The sequence below is a fragment of the Shewanella xiamenensis genome, assembly GCF_014647135.1.
Lineage (GTDB): Bacteria > Pseudomonadota > Gammaproteobacteria > Enterobacterales > Shewanellaceae > Shewanella > Shewanella xiamenensis.
In genome coordinates, this window is the sequence record NZ_BMOP01000022.1 from 1 (window position 1) to 13,404 (window position 13,404).

Sequence of the window (13,404 nt, forward strand, 5' to 3'; positions counted from 1 at the left end):
ATGCACGGCAATTTAAGCTGGATGGTAAACGGGAAAGGGCATATCCACGAGTCCTTAAAATGAGCAAAAACAAGTTTCCGGTTAGACCAAAGAAAAATGCCGTTCACTCTTAAGTGAACGGCATTAGGCATTAGGCCGGTATTTTTAGTGGGATTAACCCTTAGCTCTGTTGTTCACGGGCAATGGCGCGATAGCCAATATCGGTACGGAAATACACATCATCCCAATGGATTTCATCAACCAATTGATAAGCGGCTTTTTGTGCTTCGGTCACTGTGTTTCCTAAGGCTGTGGCGCATAACACGCGGCCACCGTTGGTGACCACATGGCCGTCTTTCATCTCAGTACCCGCGTGGAAGACTTTGGCATCATGATTACCTAGGCTTAGGCCGTCAATCACATCGCCTTTGCGGTAGTCATCAGGGTAACCGCCAGCGGCTAATACGACACCGACTGCGGCGCGCTCGTCGTACTCAGCGGTGACTTTATCTAGCTCGCCGCGGGTTGCTGCTAAACAGAGTTCAACTAAGTCTGATTTTAAGCGCATCATAATAGGTTGGGTTTCTGGATCGCCAAAACGGCAGTTGTATTCCAGTACCTTAGCGCTGCCGTCTGGTGCGATCATCAGACCCGCATACAGAAAGCCTGTGTAAACATTGCCTTCGGCCGCCATGCCATCCACCGTTGGGCGGATAACGTTAGCGATTGTCCAATCGTGTACGCTTTGGGTGACCACAGGAGCAGGAGAGTAAGCACCCATTCCGCCAGTGTTTGGACCGTGGTCGGCGTTATCACGGGCTTTATGGTCTTGGCTGGTCGCCATCGCGAGGATATTTTTACCATCGACCATAACGATAAAGCTGGCTTCTTCGCCTTTTAAGAATTCCTCGATCACCACGCGAGAACCCGCATCGCCAAACTTATTGCCCGCAAGCATATCTTCGATGGCGGCATCCGCTTCGGCTTGGTCTTGGGCGATGATCACGCCTTTACCCGCCGCTAAACCGTCAGCTTTGATTACCACTGGGTAACCCGTCTTGCCTGTCAGTTCACGCACAAAGGTTTTAGCGTCTTGGATTTCGGTACAGTTTTTATAACCCGCGGTAGGGATATTATGGCGAGCTAAAAAGTCCTTAGTGAAGGCTTTAGAGCCTTCTAACTGTGCAGCCGCTTTGGTTGGGCCAAAAATGGGCAGACCCGCAGCGTTAAAGGCATCGACCACACCTAATACCAGCGGTGCTTCCGGGCCAACGATGGTGAGTTCGATCTGATTGGTTTTAGCAAAATCGAGCAGGGCAGGAATGTCAGTTGCACTGATATTTAAGTTTTCAAGCTTTGGCTCGAGAGCAGTGCCCGCGTTACCCGGTGCAACATAAACCAGTTCTACCTGAGGTGATTGTGCCGCTTTCCAAGCTAGGGCATGTTCGCGGCCACCGCCACCAATAACTAATACTTTCATGTTAAGTCATCCCTTTGAGTTTTAAATTCTGATGGTTAGATTCTTAGCGCTACAGAGTGCGATAAACGAAACAGCCAGCACTTGGCGTGCTGGCTGTAGGTGGCATTAGTGACGGAAGTGGCGCATGCCCGTCATCACCATGGCCATGCCGTGCTCGTCGGCCGCGGCGATGATTTCCGCATCGCGCATTGAACCACCTGGCTGGATGATGCAGCTGATGCCCGCCGCCGCTGCGGCATCGATACCGTCGCGGAATGGGAAGAAGGCATCGGACGCCATCACAGAGTTCACCACTTCTAAGCCTTCATCGGCAGCCTTGATACCCGCAATCTTAGCGCTGTAGACGCGGCTCATTTGGCCTGCGCCGACACCAATTGTCATGCCGTCTTTGGCGTAAACAATCGCGTTAGATTTAACGAACTTAGCCACTTTCCAGCAGAACATTAAGTCCTTCAGCTCGCTCTCGGTCGGTTGACGTTTAGTTACGACTTTAATGTCATCTAAGCCAACCATGCCTTGGTCGCGGTCTTGCACCAGCAGGCCACCGTTTACGCGCTTATAGTCTAAGGTCTTGGTCTTAGTATCCCATTGACCGCACTCTAACAGACGCACGTTGGTTTTCTTGGCCACTACATCGCGGGCACCTTGGCTCACGACTGGCGCAATAATCACTTCAACGAATTGACGCTCAACGATAGCGCTAGCGGTTGCTGCATCTAACTCGCCGTTGAAGGCGATAATGCCGCCAAAGGCTGACGTTGGGTCAGTTTGGTAGGCGCGGTTATAGGCATCGAGCAAGTCTTTACCCAGTGCAACACCACATGGGTTAGCGTGTTTAACGATAACGCAGGCGGGCTCGCTGAACTCTTTCACACACTCAAGGGCGGCATCGGTATCGGCGATGTTGTTGTAAGACAGTGCCTTACCTTGCAGTTGAACGGCAGTTGCGACTGAGGCTTCGTCGATCTTAGTGTCAACATAGAAGGCCGCAGTTTGGTGGCTGTTTTCACCGTAACGCAGATCTTGCTTCTTCACTAATTGAGTGTTGAAGGTGCGTGGGAACTTTGAGTCTTCGAAGCACTCATCAGTGCTATGCGCTGGAACCATAGTGCCGAAGTAATTGGCGATCATGCCATCGTAACCCGCAGTGTGTTCGAAGGCGGCAATCGCTAAATCGAAACGGGTCGCGTGAGTCGTGCTGCCATTGTTGGCGGCCATTTCGGCTAATACGCGGTTATAGTCGGCCGCATTTACCACGATAGTCACGTCTTTATGGTTTTTCGCCGCAGCGCGCACCATAGTCGGGCCACCGATGTCGATGTTTTCAATCGCATCTTCTAAGGTGCAACCGGCTTTAGCAACGGTATCGGCAAAGGGGTAGAGGTTAACCGCAACCAGATCGATTGCATTGATATTGTTAGCAGCCATGACATTTTCATCAAGACCGCGACGCGCCAAAATGCCGCCATGCACTTTCGGGTGCAGGGTTTTAACGCGACCATCCATGATCTCAGGGTGTCCTGTATAGTCAGATACTTCGATAACAGGCACGCCGTTATCCGCTAACAAGCGAGCGGTGCCGCCCGTTGACAGCAGTTCAACGCCTTGGGCGTGTAATGCTTTGGCGAATTCGAGAATTCCGGTTTTATCTGAAACGCTTAACAGCGCGCGACGAATGGGTCTGGCATTATTTGCAACAGTCATTTGGGTACAGGGTCCAGTTATTTTAGTTTCAAGGATCTTTCGGAAAACAGAACAACTTCAATCGGTTCTGCTTTCCAAAAGCCCCTTGGTCCTACTTATATTTTTTGTCCCAACGTCAGGCGCGCGTATTCTACCGTAAAACGGGATTTACGGGTGTTTTTTCTGCGCGATTTCACAATATTGATATCAGAACAAAGTGGAATGATTTTGGGGTGAAGTGTAAATTTGAAAATAGCCCTTGACCTTGGAGTAGGCTCTAAGGTTTATACTCGCTCCATCATATTGATTGTCAGTGTTGCTTGAGAAGATTCGAGTAAAACTGCAAAGGATTAACTATGTACCGAATTGGTGAGTTAGCCGATTTATGCGAGGTGAAGGCCGATACCCTCAGATTCTATGAGAAACACGGTCTACTTTCGCCTTCGAGCCGAACCGACTCTGGCTATCGGGTCTATACCGATGCCGACGCGGCTAGGCTGCGTTTTATTCTGCGGGCGAAGGCCGTGGGTTTTACCTTGAGTGAAATCAGTGAGCTGTTGTCTATCGATCTTGATAAATCCAATTGGGCCTGTGCCGATGTAAAGGGCATGGTGGACCTGAAGCTGGCGCAGGTACAGGCGAAGATTGCCGAGTTACTGCATTTTCAAACCAGTTTGCAGAGCTTGTCGGATGCCTGCTGCGGCGGGCCTCGTAGCGCCGAACATTGCTCGATTTTAGAGGCGTTAGAGTCGAGTACCGAACGAGTACGCGTTGAGCATGATCATGGTGCAGCCCACAGTGCTACAACCCCAGATAAGTCAGGGAATTAATTATGTTACTGAAGAATTTTATCGATCTGTTTTTAGATTCCGCCCCTTGGCTGCTGCTTGGCTTGATTCTGGCGGGTTTACTTAAAGTATTCGTGCCTATGGCCTGGATGCAAAAGCAGCTCGGCGGACATGGCTTTAAAACTGTGGTCAAGGCAGCGTTATTGGGCGCGCCTTTACCTCTGTGTTCCTGCGGTGTGATCCCCGCTGCCGTGGGGCTGCGCCGCTCTGGGGCATCGAAAGCGGCAACCACCTCCTTTTTAGTCTCCACTCCTGAAACTGGGGTTGACTCAGTAACGGTTTCCTACGTGTTACTCGGCCCTTTTATGGCAATAGTGCGCCCAATTGCGGCGATCACCAGTGCCATTGTTGCGGGCTTACTGGTGGGACGTGATGATGACGATGGCAAGCCAGCGGCTAAGGCCGAGGCCCTGTCAGACACGGCTCAGTTAGACAAGACTCAGTCAGACAAGGCATTAGCTAGCGCTGCGCCTGTCGCTTCATGCTGCGCCTCAAAATCCCCGTCGCCAGAGACAGTGGTAAAAGCCGAAGCGGTAAAAAGCTGCTGCGCCTCGACTAAGGCGCCTGCAATTACGCCGGTCAAATCTTCCTGTTGCGGCAGTGATAACGCGAAAGCGCCATCAACCGAACCGAAAATCAAAATGACACCTATGGCTAAGCCTAGTCTAATGGCGACTGGCGGCCCAAGCATAGGGGCTGTAGGTATGGTTAATGCGGCTAAAGTCAGTGCGGTCAAGGTTGAAAATGCTGGTTCATGCTGTGGTACTCAAACTGCCGCGCCTGAAAAAATAGTCGTAGTCAAGAAGGGCGCTTGTTGTGGTAGCTCAAGCGCGAAAACGGCTGAGAGCCATCAAGCCGAAGGCGAGAGCTGCTGTGCGTCGACTCAGGATATGGCGACTGAGTTGAAGTCTGAATCTGTGATTGCACGTATTGGTATTGGGCTTAAATATGCGGCGACGGATCTTGTGCGTGATACGACCCTCTGGCTGCTGGTGGGTTTATTCTTCGCAGCATTAGTACAAACCTATGTTCCTGCTGACTTTTTAGCTAAATGGGGCGATGGGTTGCTGGCCATGCTGGTGATGGTACTAGTGTCTGTACCTATGTATATCTGCGCAACGGCTTCGACACCGATTGCTGCGGGCTTGTTACTCGCTGGCGTGTCCCCCGGCGCCGTGCTGGTGTTTATGATGGCAGGTCCTGCAACCAATATCGCTACTTTAGGTGTAGTGACTAAGGAGCTGGGTAAGCGTGCGCTCTATGGCTATCTTGGCGGTGTGTTAGGTGTTGCCTTAATAGCTGGTGCCTTAGTGAACTATCTAGTGGCGAACTTTGGCTTTGAGGTAATGCCACAGATTGGTCATGAACACCAAATGCTACCAAGTTGGTTAGTGGCCACCTCGGGCATAGTACTGGCGTTGTTGATGGCGAAAGTGGTGTTTGAGAAGATCCCAAGAAGCTGGTTACGCCGCAGCGATTGCTGTTCATAGCGCTAACGCTAAATAAAAATCCCCAGCAATGACTGGGGATTTTTATGGTAAAGCCTAATGCGTATCGCTAGTGGCAAATAGCTTACTTGCGATGCTTAGTCGTTTGTTAGTTCGACTTCTTAGCATCGATAAAGGGCAGAGTGCCCGTTGGTAAGACTGTGGTTGGTAGTTTTCCATCCCATTTCTCGGCCTTGGTCAGTTCGACAAGGTTTTGATTTTGTGCCAGTGCCTCGGCGCGGCTCTTAATCGCAGAGGCTTCTGCATCCCCTTTAATCCTAATACTTTCGGCCTCAGCCTTCGCGCGGGCGAGTTGTGAGTCTGCTTCCGCTTGCGCTTGGGTCACGGCGATTTGGGCGCTGACTCTTTCTTTCTCTAAGTTTTGCAGTTGGGTTTGCACTTCAACCTCTGCGCGCATTCTGTCTTCAACAGATTTCTCATAAGCGTTGGAGAAATCGATATTTTCAATCTGTACCGAGGTGATCTCGATTGGCCCTTTCACCGATTGGGTGATGGCATTGGTCACATCGATACCAAATTTGATCCGCTCCTGTACCACTGAAATTGCAGTGTATTTACCAAAAATGTTTTCAACTTGCGTTGGCACTTGGCGGTCGAGTAAGCGCGCCACCATGGCATCGATACTTTTGAAGTTGGCATAGACTTCTTCGACCCGATCCGGCGGGACACTAAAGGTGACTGAAGCGTTAAGTGTCGCGGGTTGTTGGTCACGGCTATAGGCTTGTAGTGAACTGTAGCTAGTCGTGTGGGTTTGGGTTGAGATTTTTACTACGGTGTCAAACATGGGCAGTTTAAACCCAAGTCCCGGCTCTGCTGTACCAATGATCTTACCGTTACGTAGAATCACCCCGCGTTCACCTTGGTCAACCGTGTACCAACTGCCAAAGAGTGAGATAAATAGGATGAGTAAAATCACTAAAGGAATGATTTTAGATAGGCCAAAGGAACTTGGCAGGTTGAGTTCATTTTTTATCATTTAGCTTCCTTTGCTAGGGTCGTCGAGATGGGGTTGGAGTGAGCGCGGATCGTGTTGATGACTATTTATATCGAGACGAAACGGTTGCTGCAAAATGTATCTTAATGGTTAACGGCTGGCAACAATCGGGTATCTAGCTTATCAATATGTGACAGTAATATCACAACTCATCCTTACACTGTAAATCTTATTGCGAATTATTCTCACCATGGCTAGAGTCCTGAGATTCAAATTCTTCCATTGCTTTCATGCGTTTATCTTTTTATAGGATATACACCGAGCATAGGCAAATGGACTCGAATGCTAACGCTTTGTGGTGAGAGGAAAACATCCCGTGTTGCAACTTATATCTGTGTTAGCGACGCTGTTGGCCTGCTTGTTATTTTATGTGACGAATAAGCAGCAAAAACTATTTGCAAGCTCCCTTCCTAAGCGGCCTTGGCGGTTACTCGCCTATGCTTTTGCCTTTGCCAGTTTACTCGGTTGGCTCAGTCTCTTTACCCTTAGCGCCGCGATTTTTATTTGGTTAGCCCTGTTGATGTTATTGACGGGGTTAGTGCCTTTTGTCTCACTTTTGGGGCGGAAATAACTCATGGCACGTTTAGCTGAACAGGACAAATTACAGCCTGATTGGTGGACTAAATCACTGGCGGGATTGATTTTAGGATTTACCTTAGCGCTTGGATTGGTGGGGTTATTTGCCTGGTTTGGCCCAGGCGGTATCGATGCCGATACTAAAGTGCAGTTCAACATGTGGCTGATAACGCCTATCTGGTTATTGATCTTAAGTTTTAGCTTTATGTTTAAAACCGGACTCAGGGCAATTGGCTACTTGAGCCTATTTAACATTTTGACTTATATAGTGTTATATACCTTTAGGTGACAAGGATGAAAGTTCGCAGTGATGTGTTACGGGTGTATCAGTCTATCCATATTTGGACTGGTATCATCGCCGGAATCGTATTGTTTATCGGCTTTTATGCTGGTTCGCTCACCATGTTTAAGGGGGCGATTGACGCTTGGTCAATGCCGCCAGCCCTAACTTTGCCTCAAGTGCCCGCTGACAAACTGGATGATTTAGTTGCGCAAGTGTTAGCGCAGGATGATAAGGCCAAAACCGGTTTTAGTTTGCACTTAAATGATGAACATCAATCGCCGATGACCTGGTATCAGCAGGGCTCTGAGCGTGAACTCAGCATGAGTAATCAGCTTTGGCATGCCAGTCTTGACGAAAATGGGCAGCTACTGACACAGTTAAGTACGCCCAGTGAGTTGGCTGAGCTGATTGACCAATTACATCGCACCGCAGGGATTGCCGGCGAAGTCGGTCACGATCAAGCGGGCGTCTATGTGCTCGGCGTCGCCGCCTTCTTATACTTCTTGGCGCTGGTTTCTGGGGTGATTTTTTTACTGCCCACCTTAACCAAAAGCTTTTTCGCCCTGCGTAAAGATAAAGGTGAGAGTCGTTTCTGGCTTGATGCCCATAATTTAGTCGGTATTACCAGTCTGCCATTTCATTTAGTGATTAGCCTTACCGTGATTGTGTTTGCCTTCCATGATCAGCTTTACGATGGGCTTAAGCAGGTGGTTTATGGCGAAAAACCGCTCTTTGTCCAGCCCGCGCCTGACAGAACGCCCTATACACTTGCCGATTTGCCAAAGGTCACCACTGTGTTAGCCAAGGTGCAGCAAATCGCCCCCGATTATCAAGTGAATGAAATGACCTTTATGAACTTGGATAATCCCCGTGCGACCTTGCGCTTGGGGTTATATAACCCCAATGGTTTTATGCGTGGGCCTGTCACTGATTATTTATATCTGCATCCCTATAGCCTCAAGGTATCCAATAGCACGATTGACCAAAGTGATAAGGGGATTTGGGCCAGAACCGTTGCGGTATTCTTTGGATTACACTTTGGCAGTTATGGGGGCGATCTCGGGCGCTGGGTGTATTTCTTCTTAGGTTTGAGCGGCGCTTTTTTATTTTACAGTGGCAACTTGCTGTGGCTGGAAAAACGCCGTAAAAAGCAGGCCAGTGAACAAACCCGTGCTTGTCGTTTAATGGCCAGTGCCACAGTGGGGATTTGCTTAGGCTCAGTTGCCGCCTTAACGATAAGTATGTTGCTGGGTAAATGGTTTTACGCGCATGTGAGCAATATTAACCACGTCTATTTGTGGCTGTATTATCTGGTGTTTGGATTGCTGGTGGCTTACGCCTTTTGGCGTGGTGCAGCCAAGGCGGCGCTACTGATTTTGCCTTTGTGCGGCTTGGCTACATTGGCGATGCCAATCACGTCTCTAGTTGCGGTATTCGCGCCAAGTTTAGGTTTATGGGCGCCTTATTCTGCGGCAACGTTAGGCGTCGATCTGGTGGCGTTAGCCTTTAGTGGAGTGTTCTTTTATGGTTATAAGCTGACTCGCTATCGGGTGCTTAATGGGCCGCAGGACAGTATCTGGGCCATTCCCGCTACAGTGCCCGTGGCAGAATTAACCCAGCAAACATCGTAATAGCAATGGGCGCCGTTATCGGCGCCCATTGTTATTCACAAGGGGGAGAGACTTAACATTAACGGCTCTGGACTAAGCCTTCGCTGTGGGTAGGCGAGCTTTACTTCGGGCCAGTAAGTGCGCACTGAGGTAGCAAGCCGTGACTAAAAAACTTGCGGCTAAATACAGTGGTAAGCCATGTTCTACATCATCGAAACGACTGGCGGCAACCGGACCAATAACCGAACCCACAGAATAGCTGAGCAACATAATCTGAGTGGCGGAGACGATTTGGCTGCTGGGTAAATGATCGCACGCCAGACTGATGGCGATGGGATAGAGAGCAAAGGCGCAGGCGCCGAGTAACACAAAACCCAACCATAATCCCACAAGCGATGTTTGCATCAGTAACAACAGCGCCGCAGCACCCACTAAGCAAAAGGCGGTCATCAACACACTCTTTTGAATGCGGGGAGATAAATAGCTCACTAAGGGCTGGACTATCATGCCGCCCAAGATAATTAGCGCCATAAATTGCCCTGTTTGCTGGGCAAAACCCATGTCTCGCGACACATACACAGGCAATAAGCCGTAGATGGGACCTAGTAATAATCCCGAGACTAAACAACCGACCACGGCGGGTTTACTTAAGGTTTTTAGGTCGGAAAGGGCAATAGCGTGTTGTTCACTGGACTGTGGTTGGCCACGTTTAACCAACAGTGCAGGTAAACTGGCGGCGGCCAGCAAACCTATTACCACCAAGTAGGGTAAATTACCCGTGGTACCTAAATAATCTACGGCGAGTTGCCCAATGGCGGTGCCACCGTAGAGGGCGGTCATATATAAACCTAAACGTTTTGCCCGTTGTTTTTGGGTGTCGGCCATCAGTAACCAGGATTCAACTACCACAAAAATCCCCGCCACGGCGATGCCGGCAATCAAGCGTGCTGCTAACCAAACACTGCTCTGTGGCAGCAAAACCATCACCACAACGCTGCACAGTAAGATATTTAAGAAAAAAATAAAGGCCTTACTGTGCCCTATGCGGCTGACAATCGGTGCAATACAAGGTGCGCCCAGTAATAAGCCAAGGTAGAAAATACTCGCCAGCCAAGGAGCAAGATCAAGGCTCAAATCAAAGTAAGTGAGTGAGAGTGGGATCAAACTCATCAAGTAGCCTGACGCTAAAGCAAATAGACTAAGTCCTGCCACTGGAACAAAAAGCCCTGGCTTTTGATTGGGTTGAGCTAACAGCATATTTTCCACAAGCGGTACCAAAACAGGTAAAAAAATAAACAGGAGGCGAGAATACGGTCGCGACTCTAGGCTGGATTGTTGACGGGGTAAAGTGAGTTAGATTGACTGAGATGGTGAATAATATTTGTGTTTATTATTCATATAGATATTGAAGTTTAAATGTTATTGGTTTGGGTGAAAAAGCAACATTCAACGCGTTGTTTGGTGATCACTTACTTATCAGAACGAACAAAATCTAATCTCGAAATATTAACACGCTCTAGTGCTCATAAGCTTTGTTATTAGCGATGAAAAGTCAGTGGGATGATTATCTGGATGTTATGCAATTAATTAGCATTTTATATTGTTAAAAATTAATATTAAATTAAGGCTTTTATCACTTTGAATTATGCTGCGATTTGATCTTTGTCACAGTTTTAAATATTTATTTAGTTACAGCTTTATCAAGCTTTTGCAGTATTTTTATCCGTTTGAAAGTTTTGTTCATCACTTAAGATCAAAAATGGGTGGTTTTTATCGCGAAAATGGGTTTTTTGCGTTTTAAGTCTTAGCATTTTGTTGTTGCTGTGTAGCTAAAGTACAAAATAAACTGCTTTTACTAGTGTGACCTATGCCCTAAATTTGCTAGAAAAAATAATGGTATGAAGGTAGTAGTCACCATGTCCTTAACGCAATCAACGTCGGTTCCCCCTAATCATTCGCCCGCCAATACTGGGCTTGAAAAGAAAAATATGCTGGTCTTAATGGCGGATATTGTGCTGCTATTTGCACTGTATTACGGATTACCCTTTGAGCAGGGAGTGAATACGGGGCTTGCGATTTTAGTCTTTGCAGCCATTCTGTGGTTAACCGAAGCGATTCATATCAGTATTACTGCGATTTTAGTGCCTATTTTGGCGGTATTCTTTGGGGTATTTGAAACTAAAGAGGCCATGAGTAACTTTGCCAATCCAATTATCTATCTATTTTTCGGTGGTTTTGTGCTTGCAGCTGCATTGCACAATCAAAAGATTGATACCTTAATCGCGCAAAAATTACTGCTGGCCTCTAAAGGCAAGCTGAGTATTGCCTGCTTAATGTTGTTTGGGGTAACTGCGCTGCTGTCGATGTGGATCAGTAATACCGCAACCACGGCAATGATGCTGCCTCTGGCACTGGGAATTTTGCAGCAATTAGATCGTAAAACCTATCACAGTACCTATGTGTTCCTATTATTGGGGATTGCCTATTCCGCTAATATCGGCGGTATTGGTACTTTAGTCGGCAGTCCTCCCAACGCGATTGCCGCAGCGCAGGTGGGGTTAAGTTTTAGCGATTGGCTAAAATTTGGCATTCCAACCGTGATCTTAATGCTCCCTATGATGCTCATTGCGCTCTATTGGTACTTTAAGCCAGACTTGTCGGCTAAATGCGAGCTTGCACTTGAAGATCAAAAGCTTACGTTCCAAGGAAAACTGACGCTGGTTATCTTCCTTGCGACCGTATGTTGCTGGATTTTCAGTGTGCCGTTGGCAAAAGCGCTTGGCGGAATAACCCAGTTTGATACCGTCGTTGCACTCGGTGCTGTGGTATTACTGGCGGGGCTCGGTTTAGTTGGTTGGAAGAAGATTGAATCGACTACCGACTGGGGCGTGTTGATTTTATTCGGTGGCGGTTTGACCTTGAGTGCCGTGCTCAAAACTACCGGTACCAGTGTGTTCCTCGCGCACTGGATGACGGATATTTTTGGCAGCACCCACATGTCGCTGTTTGTGTTTGCGGTGATCGCCTTTGTGGTAATGCTAACCGAATTTGCCAGTAATACCGCGAGTGCGGCGCTGTTAGTGCCTGTATTTGCGGCTATTGCCGAAGCATTGGGGGTATCCCCCGTCATGCTATCCGTGCTAATTGGTATTGCCGCATCCTGCGCCTTTATGTTGCCTGTGGCGACGCCGCCTAACGCTATTGTTTACGGCTCTGGCCATATTAAGCAGTCGGAAATGGTGCGAGTGGGCATGATAGTTAACTTCCTCAGCATGATAGTGCTGGGCATTATTGCCCACACCTTCTGGGAAGTGTAATCGCCTCTGATTCATCCAAATAAAAATACCCAGCTTAGCTGGGTATTTTTATGGGCGAAGCACACATTAACTATAACGTTTTAACCATTGATCGAACGCTGGCTTAGGTAAGGCGCCAGCTTGCTGCGCGAGGAGTTGTCCCTGCTTGAAAATCATTAAGGTGGGAATGGAGCGTATATTAAATTGAGCCGCAAGTGCTTGTTGTTCTTCAGTATTGATTTTACCGAAGCGGAATCTTGGCTCCCATACTTTTGCGGCCTCAGAAAATATAGGCGCAAAACTCTTACAGGGACCGCACCAGCTGGCCCAAAAATCAACAACTAAGGGCAACTCTGATTTATGGGCATGATTGATAAAATTGGCACTTGTGAGTTCAATCGGAGTCGCCGCAAACAGATTCTGTTTGCATTTGCCGCAGGTCGGCTGCTCAGTTAACCGCTCTTGGGGTACGCGGTTTAAGGTGTCACAGTGGGGGCAAGCGATAATCATAATCTGGCTCCTAAGCTCGGGGATGATCTAGATATGGGGTTGAATAAGTGGAATTTAAAGGAGGATAGGATCAAGCAAGATTGGTATAAGCCACAAAATCCCCACTGCACGCCGACAAGTAGGAGTGCCGATGTTAGAATAAGCACTTTGATAAATCACTGTGTTAAGTGAAGAGTAAGAGATTAATTAAATGACTGAATTAGAAATAATCGATCTGGTTGTCGGTGATGGAAAAGAGGCCGTAAAAGGCGCGTTGATCACTACCCAATACCGCGGTTTTTTGCAAGATGGTACGCAGTTCGATTCCTCCTATGACCGTGGTCAGGCATTTCAATGTGTGATTGGGACTGGCCGAGTGATTAAAGGTTGGGACCAAGGGATTATGGGGATGAAAGTGGGCGGCAAACGCAAGTTATTGGTGCCAGCTCATTTAGCCTACGGCGAGCGCCAAGTTGGGGCTCATATCAAACCCAATTCTGATCTTACTTTTGAAATCGAATTGCTTGAAGTGCTGACTCGCGACTAAGTATGACAAGATAGTAAAAGTCTGTGTAAGCTCGATAGGGCGAGTATGACCTAGGGTCTTCTCGTCCTCCTCACTATGTCACTTCGGCATTGTTTGTTTTACACTGGACGA

At 48.2% G+C, this 13,404-nt stretch carries 12 protein-coding genes; 7 read left to right on the forward strand and 5 right to left on the reverse strand.

Annotated elements, in window-relative coordinates; translation table 11 throughout:
* Positions 1-160 precede the first annotated feature (160 nt).
* Entirely contained in the window at positions 161-1,459 is a 1,299-nt protein-coding gene (gene purD, locus IEY09_RS15855; RefSeq protein WP_188871817.1) for a phosphoribosylamine--glycine ligase, read from the reverse strand.
* Between the two features lie 105 nt (positions 1,460-1,564).
* The gene (purH, locus tag IEY09_RS15860) at positions 1,565-3,163 is read right to left on the reverse strand and encodes a bifunctional phosphoribosylaminoimidazolecarboxamide formyltransferase/IMP cyclohydrolase (RefSeq protein WP_023268923.1); all 1,599 of its coding nucleotides are present in this window, start codon (positions 3,161-3,163) and stop codon (positions 1,565-1,567) included.
* 335 nt (positions 3,164-3,498) lie between these two features.
* Between purH and zntR the strand changes: the two genes are divergently transcribed.
* Positions 3,499-3,972: a Zn(2+)-responsive transcriptional regulator gene (zntR, locus tag IEY09_RS15865; protein WP_069453735.1), complete on the forward strand. Its 474-nt coding sequence runs from the start codon at positions 3,499-3,501 to the stop codon at positions 3,970-3,972.
* A 2-nt stretch (positions 3,973-3,974) separates the two neighbouring features.
* A complete protein-coding gene (locus IEY09_RS15870) occupies positions 3,975-5,480 on the forward strand; it encodes an SO_0444 family Cu/Zn efflux transporter (protein WP_188871819.1) in 1,506 nt (501 codons plus the stop codon).
* A gap of 106 nt (positions 5,481-5,586) precedes the next feature.
* On the opposite strand, the gene IEY09_RS15875 is transcribed toward IEY09_RS15870, so the two are convergent.
* Positions 5,587-6,474: a prohibitin family protein gene (locus IEY09_RS15875; protein WP_037413580.1), complete on the reverse strand. Its 888-nt coding sequence runs from the start codon at positions 6,472-6,474 to the stop codon at positions 5,587-5,589.
* A 334-nt stretch (positions 6,475-6,808) separates the two neighbouring features.
* On the opposite strand from IEY09_RS15875, the gene IEY09_RS15880 reads away from it, so the two are divergent.
* From IEY09_RS15880 to IEY09_RS15890, 3 genes are read left to right on the forward strand one after another with little or no spacing between them, the layout of a single operon-like run.
* Complete coding sequence (locus IEY09_RS15880) at positions 6,809-7,063, forward strand: hypothetical protein (RefSeq protein ID WP_037413578.1); 255 nt, start codon at positions 6,809-6,811, stop codon at positions 7,061-7,063.
* A 3-nt stretch (positions 7,064-7,066) separates the two neighbouring features.
* The gene (locus tag IEY09_RS15885; protein ID WP_088586212.1) at positions 7,067-7,357 is read left to right on the forward strand and encodes a hypothetical protein; all 291 of its coding nucleotides are present in this window, start codon (positions 7,067-7,069) and stop codon (positions 7,355-7,357) included.
* A gap of 5 nt (positions 7,358-7,362) precedes the next feature.
* Complete coding sequence (locus tag IEY09_RS15890) at positions 7,363-8,982, forward strand: PepSY-associated TM helix domain-containing protein (protein ID WP_188871820.1); 1,620 nt, start codon at positions 7,363-7,365, stop codon at positions 8,980-8,982.
* A gap of 72 nt (positions 8,983-9,054) precedes the next feature.
* Here the strand turns inward: IEY09_RS15890 and IEY09_RS15895 are convergent, their stop codons facing one another.
* Positions 9,055-10,227: an MFS transporter gene (locus IEY09_RS15895; RefSeq protein WP_188871822.1), complete on the reverse strand. Its 1,173-nt coding sequence runs from the start codon at positions 10,225-10,227 to the stop codon at positions 9,055-9,057.
* Between the two features lie 650 nt (positions 10,228-10,877).
* Between IEY09_RS15895 and IEY09_RS15900 the strand changes: the two genes are divergently transcribed.
* Complete coding sequence (locus tag IEY09_RS15900; RefSeq protein WP_037413570.1) at positions 10,878-12,278, forward strand: DASS family sodium-coupled anion symporter; 1,401 nt, start codon at positions 10,878-10,880, stop codon at positions 12,276-12,278.
* A 66-nt stretch (positions 12,279-12,344) separates the two neighbouring features.
* Here IEY09_RS15900 and trxC read toward each other — a convergent pair whose 3' ends face one another.
* A complete protein-coding gene (gene trxC, locus IEY09_RS15905; protein ID WP_047535126.1) occupies positions 12,345-12,767 on the reverse strand; it encodes a thioredoxin TrxC in 423 nt (140 codons plus the stop codon).
* Between the two features lie 190 nt (positions 12,768-12,957).
* Here trxC and IEY09_RS15910 point away from each other — a divergent pair, with 190 nt between their 5' ends.
* Positions 12,958-13,293, forward strand: a complete 336-nt coding sequence (locus IEY09_RS15910) for an FKBP-type peptidyl-prolyl cis-trans isomerase (protein WP_011070807.1) — start codon at positions 12,958-12,960, stop codon at positions 13,291-13,293.
* The last annotated feature ends 111 nt before the right edge of the window (positions 13,294-13,404 follow it).